Below are 17354 nucleotides of genomic sequence, written 5' to 3'. Positions count from 1 at the left end.
TCAGTTCGCCTTGGCGGGATGGAGCGAGGTGCCCGCGCGATCCGGACGCAGCGAACTCCACCAGCTCAGCGGATTGAACGTCGCATCGCCGTCGAGGCTGAAGGTGATGAACTCCGCACGGCCGCCGAGATTCTCGTACGGCACCGGCCCGCCGAGCCCGAGCTGGCTCAGCGCGAACCGGCTGTCGGCCGAGCGATCGCGGTTGTCGCCCATCAGGAAGACGTGGTTCGCGGGGATCGTGATCTCGGCAAAATTGTCGCCCTGGCTGTCGGACTCGAGATCGATCGTCTCGTAGCGGCGACCGTTGGGCAGTGTCTCGGTATAGGTCGGCAGGCGGCACATCTCGCGCCCGTCGGGCAGCGTCTCGCGCGCGCCGGGATAATCGATCTCGCTGCACGGGCTGTTGGTATCGACCGGAATCAACGTGTCATGCAACGGGCCGCGCTTCACCGCGACGCCGTTGAGGAACACGATCCCGCCACGCACGGCGAGCTTGTCGCCCGGCAGGCCGATCACGCGCTTGATATAGTCGTTGTGCGTGCCCGGCGGCGTCACGATCACCACGTCGCCGCGCGTCGGCAGCGAGCCGAACAGGCGGCCGTGGATGAACGGTAGCGACACGCTCCAGCTGTCTTCCTGCTGGCGCAGCACGACGCCCTTGAAGATCGCGACCGGGTTCGGGATCGTCGGCGACACGAACGACCAGCCATACGCGAACTTGGTCACCACCAGCCGGTCGCCGATGCGCAGGCCCGGCAGCATCGATTCGCTGGGAATATAGAAGGGCTTGGCGATGAAGCTGTGGAAGCCGAGCACGACCAGGATCAGCCAGAATATGCCCTTCACTTCGCCCCACCAGTCGGTGCCGCGGCGGCGGGTCGTTTCGGGGGTGGTGCCGGCCGGTGGCGCGATATCCGCCGCGCTGGTCTGCGCAAGGGGGGGCTGCGCGAGGGGCTTTTCGGGGAACTCGTTGCCGTCCAACGCCGCGTCCTTCATCGGTTCGTATCCTGGCGCATGTCCGGGGATATCAGAGGTATGGCTTCGATGATCACGAAGGCCTGCGCCCACGGATGATCATCGGTCATCGTCAAATGCACGCGCGCGGCGTGGCCTTCGGGGGTCAACGCGTCAAGCCTCGCTTTGGCGCCCCCGGTCAGCGCCAGCGTCGGTGCGCCGCTGGGGGCGTTGACCACGCCGATATCGCGCATGAACACGCCCGCGCGAAACCCGGTCCCCACGGCCTTCGAAAACGCCTCCTTCGCGGCGAACCGCTTCGCCAGCGTCCCCGCCTTGGTAAAAGGCCGCCGCGCTGCCTTGGCACGCTCGACATCGGTAAACACCCGCTGCTCGAACCGCTCGCCGAACCGCTCGACCGACGCCGCGATCCGCTCGATGTTACACAGGTCAGACCCGAGCCCGATAATCACGAAATCCTCCCCGGCACGGGGAGGGGGACCGCGACGCGAAGCGGCGGGGTGGAGGGGGGGCTCCACGAGCGATACGTTTGCGGTGGGCCCCCTCCCCCATGCTGCGCATGGTCCCCCTCCCCGTGCCGGGGAGGATTACCGCGCCGCATCCATCGCCTCACGCATCAGCCGAACCGCCTCGCCGAGCCCGACGAACAAAGCTTCCCCAACAAGGAAGTGCCCGATATTCAGCTCCCTAACCTGCCGGATAGCCGCGATCGGTGCGACGTTGTCGTAGGTCAGCCCATGCCCCGCATGCACCTCGATGCCGTTCTTCGCCGCCAGCGCCGCCGCGTCGCTCAGCCGTCGCAGCTCCACCGTCCGCGCCTTGCCCGAAAGTTCCGCGTACAACCCGGTGTGCAGCTCCACCACCGGCACCTTGAGCCGGACCGCCGCCTCGATCTGCCTCGCGTCGGGCTCGATGAACAGCGACACGCGGATGCCCGCCCCCGCCAGCGCATCGACCAGCCGCGCCATCCGGTCGTAATGCCCGGCGACGTCGAGCCCGCCCTCGGTCGTCAGTTCTTCGCGCTTTTCCGGTACGATGCACGCGGCGTGCGGCTTGTGGCGCAGCGCGATGCCGAGCATCTCGTCGGTCGCCGCCATCTCCAGGTTGAGCGGGATCGTCAGCTCGGCCGACAGACGCGCGATGTCGTCGTCGGTGATGTGCCGGCGATCCTCGCGCAGATGCGCGGTGATCCCGTCTGCACCCGCTGCCGCCGCGACCAAAGCCGCGCGCACCGGATCGGGATACCCCGCCCCCCGCGCATTCCGCACCGTCGCGACGTGATCGATGTTCACCCCAAGGCGCAGGTGGTCGTTGCCAAGGGGGCTCATGCCGCCGCCCGGCTTCCAGGCTTGATCGCCGGGATCGCCGCCAGCTCGCGCGGCAAGGCATCCGCCGGATAGGTCGGCACGTCGAGCCGGATCAGCGGGAAGAACGGCACGCCCAGATCGGCCGTCCCGTTCGAGCGATCGACCAGTGCCGCCGCCGCGACCGTCACGCCGCCCGCGCGCCCAATCGCCGCGATCGCCTCGCGCGACGACAGCCCGGTGGTGACGACGTCCTCCATCATCAGCACGCGCTGGCCCGGCGCGAGCCGAAACCCGCGGCGAAGCTCGAACACGCCGTCGGGCCGCTCGAGAAATACCGCCTCGACACCGAGCGCGCGGCCCATCTCGTGGCCGGCGATCACGCCACCCATCGCTGGCGAGACCACGATATCGATCTGCGACCGCAACTCGGCCGGGATCGACGCGACCAGCGCCTCCGACAACCGGGCACCCCGCGCCGGGTCCATCAACACCCGCGCGCATTGCAGGTAGCGCGAACTGCGCAGGCCGGAGGACAGGATGAAATGCCCTTCGAGCAGCGCTTCGGCAGCGCGGAATTCGGCGAGCACGTCGTCTTCGGTCATCGCGGGTCATCGCTCCAAATGGTCTGCCCGCGCTGATACGAGCGCACGAAACAGCGTGCAATGAGAACTGGCGCTTCAGGCATCACACGTCACTGACCCCGTCATCCTGACGAAAGTCAGGATCCAGAGCCACGCAGGTCGACAGTTGTTACTCTGGATCCTGACTTTCGTCAGGATGACGAGGGGTTAGTACGGGCGCCTGAAGGGCGCATGCCAGACAAGACTTGAGGCGAGCCCCCCCGCTGGGTATAGCTCTTCCCAAATCATAAGCAGACATCCGCGCGTCCGGAATCGGGTTCGCAGTAAACCGGGGTCAATAAAAACGATGCGCAAGATGGGGATGAGAGGATTTGCGATGGCAGCGGGGCTCGCACTGGCGAGTCTTGGTGGCGTCGCCGGGCACGCGGCCCAGCCGACTGCCACGCCGACGTCAGCAGCACCCGCACCGCAAGCCGCTGCCGCACCGCAAGCCGCTGCCGCTCCGGGGGGCGTGTCGAACACTGCGCCGACGACCGCCGCAGCGATGCCCACCGCCAACCCGTCCAGCCCCGAGCTCGCGATGGACGGTGCGCCCGCGATGACGGTCAAGCCGATGATCGGCCAGCCCACCGACGGCCTGTTCGGCCTCCAGCCTCAGGTCACCAAGAACGGCCAGTTCGCGCACTGGATGCACAATTCGATCCTGGTGCCGACGATCACGATCATCTCGCTGTTCGTCCTCGCGCTGCTGTTCTGGGTGTCGTTCCGCTATCGCAAGGCGCGCAACCCGGTCGCGTCGAAGACCAGCCACAACACCTTCATCGAGATCATCTGGACGCTCGCGCCGGTCGTGATCCTGGTGCTGATCGCAGTCCCGTCGATCGGTCTACTGCAAGCGCAGTTCAAGCCGGCCCCGTCGGGTGCGGTGACGCTGAAGGCGATCGGCAACCAATGGTATTGGACCTACCAGTATCCGGACAATGGCGGCTTCGAGATCACCGCCAACATGCTGAAGGAAAAGGCTGACGTCGCCGCCGGCGAGCGCCCGCGCACCGATGCCGACGGTCCCAAGCTGCTCGCCACCGACAACCGCATCGTCCTCCCCGTTGGCGTGCCGATCCGCCTGATCACCACGTCGAACGACGTGATCCACAGCTGGGCCGTCCCGGCGTTCTGGATCAAGCTCGATGCGATCCCCGGCCGCCTGAACGAGACCAGCTTCACGATCGAAAAGCCCGGCCTGTATTTCGGCCAGTGCTCGGAGCTCTGCGGCGCGCGCCACGGCTATATGCCGATCGCGGTCGAGGCGGTTCCGCCCGCCGAATACGCAGCGTGGGTCAAGGCCAAGGGCGGCACGATGCCGACCCCCGGCAAGGCATCCGACAAGGTCATCCCGCAGCCCGGCGCCGACGGCTCCGCGGCGAAGGTCGAGGAGGCCGCGGAAACCGCCAACGCCACCGGCCCGGTCGAGAACGTAGCGACCCCCGCCAACGCAACCGCCCCCGCGACGACGCAGGGCGCGACCTCAAACCCGGCCGGCGCCGGCAACGCGGGACAGTAAGATGACCGACACCGCTCTCACCCCGTCGGCCTTCGTGTCCCACGAAGCGCACGACCATCATCACGATACCGATCACAAGCCGGGCTTCTTCGCGCGTTGGTTCATGTCGACCAACCACAAGGACATCGGCACGCTGTACCTGATCTTCGCGATCGTCGCGGGGATCATTGGCGGCTCGGTCTCGGGCCTCATGCGCGCCGAGCTCGCGCATCCGGGCATCCAGTATCTCCAGGGCTGGGCGAGCATGCTCCACGGCGGCCCCGCCAGCCTCGACGAATCGCTCCATCTCTGGAACGTGCTGATCACTGCGCACGGCCTGATCATGGTGTTCTTCATGGTCATGCCGGCGATGGTCGGTGGCTTCGGCAACTGGTTCGTGCCGATCATGATCGGTGCGCCCGACATGGCGTTCCCGCGCATGAACAACGTGTCGTTCTGGCTGCTGATCCCCGCCTTCACGCTGCTGCTGGCGTCGCCGTTCTTCGGTGGCGCGGGTAACGGCTGGACGCTCTACGCACCGCTCTCGACGTATGGCGAGCCCGGGCCGTCGACCGACATGGCGATCCTCGCGCTGCATCTCGCGGGCGCATCGTCGATCCTCGGCGCGATCAACTTCATCACGACGATCTTCAACATGCGCGCGCCGGGCATGACGCTGCACAAGATGCCGCTGTTCGTGTGGTCGATGCTCGTCACCGCGTTCCTGCTGCTGCTGGCGTTGCCGGTGCTCGCCGCGGCGATCACGATGCTGCTGACCGATCGCAACTTCGGCACGACGTTCTTCGATCCGGCCGGCGGTGGCGATCCCGTCCTGTACCAGCATCTGTTCTGGTTCTTCGGCCATCCCGAAGTCTACATCATGATCCTGCCGGGCTTCGGCATCGTCAGCCAGATCATCTCGACGTTCAGCCGCAAGCCGGTCTTCGGCTATCTCGGCATGGCGTATGCGATGGTCGCGATTGGCGTGGTGGGGTTCGTCGTGTGGGCGCACCACATGTTCACCACCGGCCTCAGCGTGAACACGAAGATGTACTTCACCGCGGCGACGATGGTCATCGCGGTGCCGACCGGTATCAAGATCTTCTCGTGGATCGCGACGATGTGGGGCGGCTCGCTCACCTTCAAGACGCCGATGGTGTGGTCGATCGGCTTCATCTTCATGTTCACCGTCGGCGGCGTGACCGGCGTCGTGCTCGCCAACGGCGGCATCGACGATTACATGCAGGACACCTACTACGTGGTGGCGCATTTCCACTACGTGCTGTCGCTGGGTGCGGTCTTCTCGCTGTTCGCCGGGTTCTACTACTGGTTCCCGAAGATGACCGGCAAGATGTACAACGAGTTCCTCGGCCAGCTGCACTTCTGGGTGTTCTTCGTCGGCGTGAACGTGATGTTCTTCCCGATGCACTTCCTGGGTCTCCAGGGCATGCCGCGCCGCATCCCGGACTACACGCCGGAGTACGAGCACTGGAACACGGTCGCGTCGGTCGGCTACATGATCATGGCCGCGGGCATGGTGGTGTTCTTCGTCAACCTGATCTGGTCGCTGGCGGCCGGCAAGAAAGCGGGCGACAACCCATGGGGCGACGGCGCGACGACGCTGGAGTGGACGATCTCCTCGCCACCGCCGTACCATCAGTTCGAGACGCTGCCGAAGATCGATTAGGATGCAAGGCGACGTAGCGTCAGCTACGCGCCGGTGCGGCCCGCCGCACACATCCGACCGGCCGGCGCGGCACCGCCGCGTCCGACGACACGGGATTTACTCCCGTGTCGGGGCCAGCCAAAAACGAGAACGCCTCGGGGAAACCCGGGGCGTTTTTCGCTGAACAGCCGTCCTCAAACCCAAGAGGTTTCCCCGCGAAGGCGGGGACCCAGTCTGGGCTCCCGCCTTCGCGGGAGAACAAGGAGGCAGGAGCCCACCTGCATCGTCTCCGACCTACGTCATCTCCGACCTACGTCATCTCCGACCTACGTCATCTCTGACCTACGTCATCCCAAGTACGCGATCCCCACGCCCGCCACCTTCCACGCCACTCCCCTCAACCGTCGTCCCAGCAAAAGCTGGGATCTCACCTGTGACTCCACGCGCTGACCAAATGCGAGACCCCAGCTTTCGCTGGGATGACGGTTGGGGCGGAGGTGGCGGGAAGCGCCTGGGGCGAGGGAATGGCTCTCGGGTCAGGGAGAGGACCGGGCCGACGGGAGGAGGCTGGAACACTAGGAAGCGTCTGCGCGATGAGAAAAACCGACTGACGGAAAGGCATCGGCCCAACGCAACCTCCCGTCCCCATTCACCATTCCAAAGGACAATCACGCTAACCCCACCGCCATGCCGCGCGCGCCAACCCTAGTCCGTCCCGACGCATCCACCGGCATGCCGCGCGCGACCTTCGCCCTGCTCGCCGCCTTCGCCGCGTTCGCGTTCACGATCATCGTCCCCACCGCGTTGCGCGACGGCGACACCGGCTGGCACCTTGCGACCGGTGCGTGGATCGTCGCGCACGCCAGCGTCCCGACCACGGATCCGTTCTCGTTCACCGCCGCCGGGCGCCACTGGGTGGCGCACGAATGGCTGTCCGAACTGGCGATGTATGCGAGTTACCGCGCCGCCGGCTGGAGCGGCCTGATCGTGCTGATCGGCGCGGCGATGGCGGCCCTTTTCGCGCTCGTCGCCTATCAGAGTCGTCGCTGGCTGAGCACGCGTGCCAGCATCGCCGCCTTGCTGGTGCTCGCCACCGGCCTGCTACCGTCTCTGCTGGCGCGCCCGCATATCCTGGCGCTGCCGATGCTGGCCGGGTGGACGATCGCGCTCCTGCGTGCCCGCGACCGCGATCGATCGCCGCCGCTCGTTCTCGCCGCGCTGATGCTGGTCTGGGCGAACGCACATGGCAGTTTCGTTTTCGGTCTCGCGCTGGTCGGGGTCTTCGCGCTCGAAGCGCTGATCGCCGCAACCCCATCCGACCGGCGCCATGTCGTTATCGGCTGGGGCATGTTCGGCATCCTGTCGGCGATCGCCGCGACGGCAACCCCCGCGGGCATCGACGGCCTGATCTTCCCCTTCTACGTCAACGACCTCGCGCTCTTGAAGCATCTCAACGAATGGCAGCCCGCCGATTTCTCCGGCTTTTCCGGGTTCGAGGCGATCCTGCTCGCCACGCTGTTCGTGCTCCTAGTCCGCCCGGTCCACATCCCGCCCGTCCGCCTGATCCTGCTGCTCGGCGTGCTCCATCTGACCTTGCAGCATACCCGCCAGGAGATCGTCCTCGTCGTCGTGGGCGTGCTCCTGCTTGCCGAACCGATCGGCAAAGCCTGGACCACGACGGTCGGCGCCGCGCCCGGCTTTCGGAGTGCTCGCGACAGCGCGCCGATCATCGCGCTGCTGAGTTTGCTCGCCGCGGGTCTCTCGGCATACCGAATTGCCGTACCGGTCGTCCGCGCCGACAGCGCCGCCATTCCCGTTACGGCGCTCCGCCACGTACCGTCGCAGCTTCGCGGTCGGCCGGTCTTCAACGACTATGGCTTCGGCGGTTCGCTGATCCTCGCCGGTATCCGTCCCTATATCGATGGCCGATCCGACATGTACGGCGACCCGTTCACGCTCGACTATTTCGCGATCGCCCAAGGCGACGTGGATCGCTGGCGTGCCGCGAACGCGAAATGGCATTTCGGCTGGACGATCCTGCCGCCACGATCGAAGCTGGTGCCGTTGCTCGACCACGACCCTGCGTGGCGGCGGATCTACGCGGACGGCACCGCGGTCATCCACCAAGCCGTACCCGCGCCTCGTCCAACCCCTTGAACCGTCACGACGCGAAGGCTTTCCGACCTCCTCCGCAGCGCGTATAGCGTACCCGAACCATGACTCCTGCCACTCCCCTCCTGCCACCGGCGCATTGGCGCGATTTCCTTGCGCTGACCAAGCCGCGCGTGATGACGCTCGTCGTCTTCACCGGTCTTTGCGGGATGCTCGCGGCCCCAGTCGGCGTGCACCCGGTGATCGGCTTCACCGCGATCCTCTGCATCGCACTTGGTGCAGGCGCGGCGGGTGCGCTCAACCAATGGTATGAGTCGGACATCGACGCGGTCATGCGGCGCACGCAGAAGCGCCCGCTGCCCGATGGCCGGATGGACCGCCAGGCGGCACTCCATTTCGGCGTCGGGCTCGGCGCGTTCTCGGTGCTGTTCATGGGGTTCGCGGTCAACGTCGTCGCCGCCGCGATCCTGACGGTGTCGATCCTGTTCTACGTGCTCGTCTACACCGTCTGGCTGAAGCGCCGCACGCCGCAGAACATCGTGATCGGCGGGGCCGCGGGCGCGTTCCCGCCGCTGATCGGCTGGGCGGCTGCGACCGGCGACGTCGCGCTGCTCCCCGTCCTGCTTTTCCTGTTCGTGTTCCTCTGGACGCCGCCGCATTTCTGGGCGCTCGCGCTGTTCATGAAGAGCGATTACGCCGCCGCGGGCGTGCCGATGCTCCCGGTCGTGTCGGGCGAGCGCACCACGCGGACGCAGATCGGGCTCTACACGATCCCGATGGCGGCGGTCGCGATCCTGCCGTGGCCGCTTGGGCTGACGGGGCCGATCTACGGCATAGCCGCGGTCCTGCTGACCGGCTGGTTCGCGCTGCTCGCCGTCCGCGTCGCAAGGCGCACCACGCATGCCGACGATGCGATGAAACCGGAGAAGGCCTTGTTCAAATACTCGATCCTGTATCTGTTCGTGATGTTCGGCGCGCTGGTCGTCGACCGGTGGTTCGCATGAGCCTGCCCGATCCAGACCTGATCCGCAGCCGCCAACGCGGTCGCGCCCGCGTCATGGCGCTCTTGCTCGGCGCATTCGTAATCCTCGTCTTCGCGATCTCGATCGCCAAGATTCGCGCAGGCATGCCGCACTGATGGCTGGCTGGAAGGCCATGTCGCGCACCAACCGTACCGCGGCGCTCGCGGTTCTCTTCATCTGTTTCATGACCGGGCTCGCCTGGGCCAGCGTGCCGCTCTACCGCCTGTTCTGCGCCGCCACCGGGCTCAACGGCACCACCAACCGCGGGCTGGCTGCCCCCGGCGCAGTCGACCACAAGATCCAGATCGACTTCGACACCAACGTTAGCCCCAAGCTGCCATGGAAGTTCACGCCCGAAAATCGCTCCGACACGGTCGATATTGGCGCGCGCGACATGGCGTTCTTCACCGCCACCAACACGTCGAACAAGCCGCTGACCGGCACCGCGACGTTCAACGTCCAGCCCGCGCAGGCCGGCAAGTATTTCACCAAGATCCAGTGTTTCTGCTTCACGCAGCAGACGCTGAAACCTGGCGAGACCGCGCGGATGCCGGTGATCTTTTTCGTCGATCCGAAGATCCTGACGGATCCCGACGCCGCCGATATCCAGACGATCACGCTCAGCTATACGTTTTACCCGGTGGATTCTGCGAAAACAGCCAGCTAGAACGTCGCCAAAGAAAATAGGGGAGTACCGATGGCCGGCGCCAAGAACCATGATTACCACATCCTGCCGCCGAGCATCTGGCCGCTGGTCGGATCGTTCTCGGCGCTGATCATGGCGGTCGGCGGCATCATGTGGATGCACGGCGGCCATATCGACAAGCCCAATGGCGGTGGCTGGGTGTTCTTCATCGGCCTCGCCGGCGTGCTTTTCACGATGTATTCCTGGTGGACGCAGGTCGTGCACGAGGCACGTGCGGGCGATCATACGCCGGTCGTCCAACTCCATTTCCGCTACGGCATGATCCTGTTCATCGCCTCCGAAGTCATGTTCTTCGTGGGCTGGTTCTGGGCGTTCTTCGACTTCTCGCTGTTCCCGACCGCGATGACCTATGCCGACGGCACCGTCACGCGGGCGGTCGAAGGCGGTGCGGCGATCGTCGCGCAGTGGCCTCCCAAGGGCCTGACGGTCATCAACCCGTTCGAACTGCCGCTGCTCAACACGCTGATCCTGCTGACGTCGGGAACGACAGTGACGTGGGCGCACCACGCGCTGATCCACAACCAGCGCGGCGGCGAGAAGACGGGGGCCTGGGGTCTGATCGGCGTCGGCAACCGCGACGGCGTGCTCAAGGGCCTGTGGCTGACCGTGATCCTCGGGATCCTGTTCAGCTCGATCCAGGCGTACGAGTATGCCCATGCACCGTTCCCGTTCAAGGGCATCAACTACGGCGCGTCGTTCTTCATGGCGACCGGCTTCCACGGTTTCCACGTCCTGATCGGCACGATCTTCCTGATCGTCTGCCTGGTCCGCGCCTATCGCGGCGACTTCACCCCACGCCAGCATTTCGGCTTCGAAGCGGCGGCGTGGTACTGGCATTTCGTCGACGTCGTGTGGCTGTTCCTGTTCGTCACCGTCTACGTCTGGGGCGGCTGGGGCGCCCCCGTCCACGGCGGTTGAGCTTTGCTAATTTTGGGGTGAGCCATCACCCCGGTAGGCACCACCCCGGCGAAGGCCGGGGCCCAGTTGGCAAGGTCACAGTAGCGAAGCGACGTCCTCCGTCAGCAACGTCCCCCAACTGGGCCCCGGCCTTCGCCGGGGTGGTGGCGCTTTTGGATGCGGCCTGGACGCGAACCAAAGGTCGCCCCCTTACCTTGTTCTCCCGCGAAGGCGGGAGCCCAGTCTGGATCCCGCCTTCGCGGGGAAACAAGGGAGAGCGCTGACCGCATGACCGAAGACCCATACCCGCTCGCCAACGCCCCCACGATCGCCCAAGTCGCGCTGAAAGGCCTATGCCCCCGCTGCGGCAAGCCCACGCTCTTCGCGAAATGGTCCAACTTCGCCGATCGCTGCTCGAACTGCGGTCTCGACTTCAGCAAGTTCAACGTCGGCGACGGCCCCGCCGCATTCCTGACCCTGATCCTCGGCGCGCTAGTCGTCGCGCTCGCGATTACGCTGGAACTCAAAGTCCATCCGCCACTCTGGCTGCACATGCTGATCTGGATTCCCTTCACTGCCGGCGGAGTCGTCCTCTCGCTCCGAGCAGCCAAGGGCGCGCTCATGTCCGCCGAATACCGCAACGCAGCCCGCGAAGGCCGAATCGACCCGTGACACGACGTATCCCCGTTATCCCGACCATCCTCGTCACGCTCACGATCGCGGCGATGATCGGCCTCGGCCTGTGGCAATTCCTCGACCGCCTCCCGAAAAAGGAAACGTTCCTCGCGCAGCTCGCCGCCAATCCCGCCAAGCCACCGATGGCTTTCCCGCGCTTCTCCGACGAGACGCTGCTGTTCCGCCGCGCCTCCGGCCTCTGCCTACAGCCAAGCGACATCAAGCTCGCCGGTGCCGGCAAAGCCGGCTTCCGCGCAATCGCCGAGTGCCGCACGGGCGCGGAGGGCCCCGGTATGATCGTCCAGCTTGGCACCACGCGCGATCCGATGGCCAAGATCGCGTGGACCGGCGGCGAAGTCTCCGGTTACATCAGCCACGCGCCTGACGGCCGCTCGCTGATCGGATCGCTGTTCGATCACACCCCGCAGCGCCCGATGCTGGTCGCGGCCACGCCGCCATCTAATGTTACGGGGCCCGGCCTCAACCCCAACGGCAAGCCCGACATCGCCTCGGTCCCGAACAACCACCTCGCCTATGCCGGCCAATGGTTCTTCTTCGCCGCCATCGCCGCGATCATCTACACCCTCGCTCTCCGCCGCCGCCCTCGCTAGCCGTTCTCCTGCGGACGGAGGAGTCCAGGGCACCGCGCGCATTCCTTCGTAACCCTGGATTCCTGCGTTCGCAGGAAAACGGAAAGCGCGCAGCTTGTTCCCTTCCACTCGGCCCGCTAACCGACGGAACATGCGTTACATCAGCACCCGCGGCTCGGCGCCCATCCTCGATTTCGAAGCGGCGACGCTCGCCGGCCTCGCCTCCGATGGCGGCCTCTACCTCCCCGACGCGTGGCCGACGATGACCCGCGACGAGATCGCCGCGCTCGCCGGACTATCCTATGTCGACACCGCCGTTGCCGTAATGGCCCCGTTCGTCGGCGACGCGATGACGCGTGAGGAACTGAAGGCACTCTGCGATCAAGCCTATGGTCGCTTCTCGCACGCCGCAGTCGTCCCCCTCGTGCAGCTCGACCACGACCAATGGCTCCTCGAACTCTTCCACGGCCCGACGCTCGCGTTCAAGGACGTCGCGCTCCAGCTGCTCGGCCTCTTCTTCGAGCGCTTCCTCGCCGGCACCGACAAGCGCCTGACGATCGTCGGCGCGACCAGCGGCGACACCGGCTCGGCCGCGATCGACGCGGTCGCGGGGCGCGATGGCATCGACATCTTCATGCTCCACCCGGTCGGCCGCATCTCCGACGTGCAGCGCCGGCAGATGACAACGGTGCTCAGCCCCAACGTCTACAACATCGCGATCGAGGGCAGCTTCGACGATGCCCAAGCACTGGTGAAGGCGATGTTCAACGACCGCGCCTTCTCGACCAAGTTCGCGCTGTCCGCAGTCAACTCGATCAACTGGGCCCGGCTGATGGCGCAGGTGGTATATTTCTTCTACGCCGCCGTCCGCCTCGGCGCGCCCGATCGCGAAGTCGCGTTCGCGGTACCGACTGGCAATTTCGGCGACGTCTTCGCCGGCTATGTCGCGGCGAAGATGGGGCTGCCGGTGGCCAAGCTGGTGGTCGCGACCAACGTCAACGACATCCTCCACCGTGCGCTCAGTACCGGCGACTATTCGAAGGGGGGCGTCCAGCAGACCCCGACCCCCTCGATGGACATCCAGGTGAGCTCCAACTTCGAACGCCTCTTGTTCGACCTCGGCGACCGCGACGGCGCAGCGCTTGCCGCACAAATGGCCGGCTTCGAATCCTCCGGGGCCATGCGTCTCACCAACGCGCAGTCGCAAGGCGCCTCAGCCCTCTTCCAGAGCGAGCGCATCGACCTCGACGACATGACGCTGGCGATGCGCTGGGCACACGAGCATGCGGGCCAGGTGATCGACCCGCACACCGCGATCGGCCTCGCCGCCGCGTTGCGTACCGAAGTCCCCGCCGGCGTTCCCATGGTCACGCTCGCCACCGCGCACCCTGCCAAGTTCGGCGACGCGGTCGAACGCGCTACCGGTGTCCGCCCCTCGCTGCCCACCCGCGTGGGCGACCTGTTCGACCGCGAGGAGCGCTACGCCACGCTGCCGGCGACCTTCGAGGCGATCACCGCCTACATCACCGAGCGCGCGAAGCCGTCGGCATGAAGCTGCACACCCTCATCGGCGAACCCTGGGCGGATTACGGCCTGATCGACTCCGGCCACGGCAAGAAGCTCGAGCGCTATGGCCGCTTCCGCTTCATCCGCCCCGAGCCGCAGGCGATGTGGGCCCCCGCCTCGACCGACTGGCAGGCGCAGGGCGAATTCGTCCCCGGCTCCGACGAAGACGGCGGCGGCCGCTGGGAATTTGCCGAGCCCGTGCCCCGCGAAGGCTGGACGCTCAAGTGGAACGAGGTGTCGTACACCGCGCAGACCACCCCGTTCCGCCACCTCGGTTTCTTCCCTGATATGGCGCCGGTGTGGAGCTGGATGCGCGAGCGCGTCGCCGGGCTCGAGTCACCCGAATGCATGAACCTGTTCGGCTATACCGGGGTCGGCACGTTGGCGATGGCGACCAAGGGCGTCCGCATGGTGCACGTCGACGCGTCGAAGAAGTCGGTCGAGGCGGCCAAGGCCAACGCCAAACTCTCGGGCATGGCCGACGCACCGATCCGCTGGATGACCGACGACGCGGCGAAGTTCGTCGCGCGCGAAGTTCGGCGCGGGCGGCGATATGACGGCATCCTGCTCGATCCGCCGAAATACGGCCGTGGACCGGAAGGCGAGGTCTGGCGGCTCGAAGAGGACCTGCCCAAGCTGATCGCCGATTGCCGGAAGCTCCTCGACGAGAACTCGCGCTTCCTGTTCCTCACGGTCTACGCAGTGCGGATGTCGGCGCTGGCGATCGGGGAACTGCTGAACCAGGTCTTCGCCGATCTCCCCGGCAAGGTCGAAGTCGGCGAACTCGGCGTCCGCGAAGAAGCCCGCGGTCTGACGCTCCCGACGGCTATCTGGGCGCGCTGGAGCCGCTAAGCCCGCCCCCATGGCACCACCCCGGCGGAGGCCGGGGCCCAGTTGGGGGACGGAGTTAACTGCGGCCTGTCCTTCGTTACTGCAACCTTTCCAACTGGACCCCGGCCTTCGCCGGGGTGGCACTTTTAATTCAATAGTTGAGCGCGCCTCGAGCGCCGTTCCCCCGCGAAGGCGGGGGTCCAGGAGCCAGGAACGACAGCGCGTGTAACCCTGGGCCCCCGCCTTCGCGGGGGAACTAGAGACGGACCTACCCCGGGATCTGCTGCGAGATGCAGTGGAAGCTCCCGCCACCCGTCAGGATATGATCCGCACGTTGCCCGACCACCTCACGGTCCGGGAACAGCGCCTGGATCGCCACCACCGCCGCGGCATCGTTCTCAGCCCCGTACAAAGGCACCACCACCGCGGCATTGCCGATGTAGAAGTTCATGTAGCTCGCCGGCACGACCTCCTCGTCGCGCAGCACGCGGCCCGGTGACGGAATCGTCACGACCTCCAGCCCGGCCGCCGCGGCATCTCGCGCGGCGTTCTGGTACACCTGCCAGTTCGGATCGTTGTCGGTCGCTTGCGGAATCGCCACGCGCCCTTCACCGACGAACCGCGCGAGGTTGTCGACATGGCCGTCGGTATGATCGTTGACCAGACCATCCCCCAGCCACACCACGCGGGTATAGCCGAGGTCCGACGCCAGCCGCGCCTCGATCTCCGCCTTGGTCAGCGACGGATTGCGGTTGCGGTTGAGCAGACACTGCTGCGTCGTGACGACCGTCCCGGTGCCATCGCCATCGATCGCGCCGCCCTCGAGAACCCAGTCGCACGCCTCGACCCGCTTGTGCCGGCTTTCCGCCAGCCGCTGGCCGATCGTATCATCGCCGGGCAAGTCGTACTTCCCACCCCAGCCGTTGAACCGGAAGTCGCGTGCGCTGCCGTCGCCGACGATGATCGGCGCGGTATCGCGCAGCCAGATATCGCCGAACGGCTCGACCACCACGTCCGCGAACGGCGCCAGCTTCTTGGCGGTCGTCGCCGACCCGACGTCGGCCGCGACCAGGATCACCGTCTCGCCCTTGCCGCCGGCATGCACTGCCTTGGCAAACGCGACGACCTCGTCCCGCGCGGGCTCGAGATCCTCAAGCCACAGGTCCGCATGGCTCGGAAAGCCGATCCAGACGGCCTTGTGGTGCGCCCATTCGGCGGGGGTGGAGACGGTCGTGGTCACTTACTTGGCTCCTGCGCGATCGCGGTCACGGATGCCGCGGAATTCGGCGGTCTTATACCAGTTCGGCCACAGACTGGTATCGTCCGCGAGCTTGCGCCCCAGCCCGTAATAGATCGTCAGGTCCTCGACCGCACCCGACCAGTCCCACTTGGCGTCATATTCGTCCGCCGGTTTGTGATAGCGATGCGCGACATAATCCTCGCGCGCGGCATGGCCCGCTGCGGTGCCACCAACGACGAGGTCCTCGCCGCTACCGCCATCGAGCATCGGCACGCCAAGCTTGGCGAAACTAAAGTGATCCGACCGGTAATAGCCGCCACGCTCAGGATTTGCCTCGACGCCGATCACCCGGCCCTCGGCAGCGACGAACGGCTTCACCAGATCCTCGATCTCGGATTTCCCCGCGCCGGTCAGCACGAAGTCCTTGGCGCGCCCATCGACGTTGAGCACGTCCATGTTCACCCCGCCGACGGTATGCGCGAGCGGATAGATCGGATGCTCGGCATAATAACGCGACCCGAGCAGCCCCGATTCCTCCGCGGTCACGGCAAGAAACGCAATCGACCGCTTGGCCGGCCCCGCCTTCACCTGCGCCTCGGCCAGCGCGATCAGCCCGGCGACGCCGCTCGCATTGTCCGACGCGCCATTGCAGATGTCGTCGCCATCGACCGCGTCGCAGCGGCCAAGATGATCCCAATGCGCGGAGTACATCACGTAATCGTTCGGCGCCGCCGTCCCCGGCAGCACGCCGATGACGTTCTTCGACGCCTGCCGCTTGATCGTGTTGTCGAACCCGCCGGCGAACTTCAGCCCCAGCGGTACCGCCTTGAACCCCTTCACCTTCGCCGCGGCCGCCAGCGTCGCGTAATCCTTGCCCGCGCTCGCGAACACACGCTCGGCCGCGGGCTTCTGCATCCAGCCGACGATCTGCGACTGGTCGAGATGATCGCCCTTCTCGTCCAGCTCGAGCTGCGGCCCGGTCCAGGACGACTGCACCACCGCCCACGGATACGCCGCCGGTTCGGTATCATGGACGATGATCGCCGCCGCGGCGCCGTGCTTGGCGGCGTTCTCGAACTTGTACGGCCAGCGCCCGTACCACGTCATCGCCCGGCCCTCGAAGGGCCCTTCGCGCGACATCGTCTGCCAGTCGGCGTCGTTGATGAGGATGACCACCGTCTTCCCCTTCACGTCGGTGCCGGCATAATCGTCCCAGCCCTTTTCGGGCGCGGTGATGCCGTAGCCGACGAATACCACGTCGCTGTTAGTCACCGCGGACTTCGGCGCCACGCGGTACGTGCCCGCGACCATGTCGGTGCGATAGGCGAGGCTGACCGGCGCGTTGCCGCCGGTGAACACGTAAGGCTGCACGTTCGTGGCCGTAATCTCCACCATCGGCACGTCCTGCGTCCACGACCCCTTGTTGCCGGGCTTCAGCCCTGCCGCCTTCATCCGCTCGACGATATACGCGACCGTCTTCGCCTCCGCAGGCGTAGTCGGCGCGCGGCCCTCGTAAGCGTCCGACGACAGCACTTGCGTGACGGTCTTCAACGTCTCGACCGAGATGGCGGGCGTAGTCTGCGCGGACGCGGCGGTCCCGAGCAGCAGGAGAGGCAGGATGGCAGCGCGCATGGTCGTGTCCTCGG

The 17354-nt window shown here is 66.3% G+C and carries 17 protein-coding genes; 11 read left to right on the top strand and 6 right to left on the bottom strand.

Features of this window, described 5'->3' with window-relative positions; translation table 11 throughout:
• From lepB to pyrE, 4 genes are all read right to left on the bottom strand, one after another.
• Positions 1-996: a signal peptidase I gene (gene lepB / locus C8J43_RS05075; protein WP_133029936.1), complete on the bottom strand. Its 996-nt coding sequence runs from the start codon at positions 994-996 to the stop codon at positions 1-3.
• Positions 993-1427, bottom strand: coding sequence for a holo-ACP synthase (gene acpS, locus C8J43_RS05070; RefSeq protein WP_056066237.1), 435 nt, complete (start codon positions 1425-1427; stop codon positions 993-995). Before acpS ends, lepB begins: the two co-directional genes overlap by 4 nt.
• Positions 1428-1562: 135 nt before the next feature.
• Complete coding sequence (locus C8J43_RS05065; RefSeq protein ID WP_133029935.1) at positions 1563-2303, bottom strand: pyridoxine 5'-phosphate synthase; 741 nt, start codon at positions 2301-2303, stop codon at positions 1563-1565.
• Entirely contained in the window at positions 2300-2884 is a 585-nt protein-coding gene (gene pyrE / locus C8J43_RS05060) for an orotate phosphoribosyltransferase (protein WP_133029934.1), read from the bottom strand. The genes C8J43_RS05065 and pyrE overlap by 4 nt, the downstream gene beginning before the upstream one ends.
• A 355-nt stretch (positions 2885-3239) precedes the next feature.
• On the opposite strand from pyrE, the gene coxB reads away from it, so the two are divergent.
• The 11 genes from coxB to C8J43_RS05010 all read left to right on the top strand — a co-directional run bounded on the left by coxB (position 3240) and on the right by C8J43_RS05010 (position 14489).
• On the top strand, positions 3240-4424 hold the full coding sequence (gene coxB / locus C8J43_RS05055; RefSeq protein WP_243645407.1) for a cytochrome c oxidase subunit II: 1185 nt from the start codon (positions 3240-3242) through the stop codon (positions 4422-4424).
• A gap of 1 nt (position 4425) precedes the next feature.
• Positions 4426-6090, top strand: a complete 1665-nt coding sequence (gene ctaD / locus C8J43_RS05050) for a cytochrome c oxidase subunit I (RefSeq protein WP_133029933.1) — start codon at positions 4426-4428, stop codon at positions 6088-6090.
• Between the two features lie 666 nt (positions 6091-6756).
• The gene (locus C8J43_RS05045; protein ID WP_133029932.1) at positions 6757-8226 is read left to right on the top strand and encodes a hypothetical protein; all 1470 of its coding nucleotides are present in this window, start codon (positions 6757-6759) and stop codon (positions 8224-8226) included.
• 59 nt (positions 8227-8285) lie between these two features.
• Complete coding sequence (locus C8J43_RS05040; protein WP_133029931.1) at positions 8286-9185, top strand: heme o synthase; 900 nt, start codon at positions 8286-8288, stop codon at positions 9183-9185.
• A complete protein-coding gene (locus C8J43_RS21805; RefSeq protein ID WP_165886435.1) occupies positions 9182-9319 on the top strand; it encodes a hypothetical protein in 138 nt (45 codons plus the stop codon). Before C8J43_RS05040 ends, C8J43_RS21805 begins: the two co-directional genes overlap by 4 nt.
• On the top strand, positions 9319-9870 hold the full coding sequence (locus C8J43_RS05035; RefSeq protein WP_093400509.1) for a cytochrome c oxidase assembly protein: 552 nt from the start codon (positions 9319-9321) through the stop codon (positions 9868-9870). Before C8J43_RS21805 ends, C8J43_RS05035 begins: the two co-directional genes overlap by 1 nt.
• 30 nt (positions 9871-9900) lie before the next feature.
• Positions 9901-10827: a cytochrome c oxidase subunit 3 gene (locus C8J43_RS05030; protein ID WP_056053275.1), complete on the top strand. Its 927-nt coding sequence runs from the start codon at positions 9901-9903 to the stop codon at positions 10825-10827.
• Between the two features lie 267 nt (positions 10828-11094).
• Positions 11095-11478, top strand: coding sequence for a DUF983 domain-containing protein (locus C8J43_RS05025; protein WP_133029930.1), 384 nt, complete (start codon positions 11095-11097; stop codon positions 11476-11478).
• The gene (locus C8J43_RS05020; protein WP_243645406.1) at positions 11475-12092 is read left to right on the top strand and encodes an SURF1 family cytochrome oxidase biogenesis protein; all 618 of its coding nucleotides are present in this window, start codon (positions 11475-11477) and stop codon (positions 12090-12092) included. The genes C8J43_RS05025 and C8J43_RS05020 overlap by 4 nt, the downstream gene beginning before the upstream one ends.
• A 130-nt stretch (positions 12093-12222) precedes the next feature.
• A complete protein-coding gene (gene thrC, locus C8J43_RS05015) occupies positions 12223-13623 on the top strand; it encodes a threonine synthase (RefSeq protein ID WP_133029929.1) in 1401 nt (466 codons plus the stop codon).
• Positions 13620-14489, top strand: coding sequence for a class I SAM-dependent methyltransferase (locus C8J43_RS05010; RefSeq protein ID WP_133029928.1), 870 nt, complete (start codon positions 13620-13622; stop codon positions 14487-14489). Before thrC ends, C8J43_RS05010 begins: the two co-directional genes overlap by 4 nt.
• Before the next feature lie 247 nt (positions 14490-14736).
• On the opposite strand, the gene C8J43_RS05005 is transcribed toward C8J43_RS05010, so the two are convergent.
• Positions 14737-15708 (bottom strand): agmatine deiminase family protein, encoded by a 972-nt coding sequence (locus C8J43_RS05005; protein ID WP_133029927.1) that lies wholly within the window; start codon positions 15706-15708, stop codon positions 14737-14739.
• The gene (locus C8J43_RS05000; RefSeq protein WP_133029926.1) at positions 15709-17340 is read right to left on the bottom strand and encodes a M28 family peptidase; all 1632 of its coding nucleotides are present in this window, start codon (positions 17338-17340) and stop codon (positions 15709-15711) included.
• Positions 17341-17354: the final 14 nt, after the last annotated feature.

The sequence above is a fragment of the Sphingomonas sp. PP-CE-1G-424 genome (genome assembly GCF_004341085.1).
Classification (GTDB): Bacteria; Pseudomonadota; Alphaproteobacteria; order Sphingomonadales; family Sphingomonadaceae; genus Sphingomonas.
The sequence above is the reverse complement of the archived record's forward strand: the minus strand, read 5'-3'. Positions and strand labels throughout refer to the sequence as shown.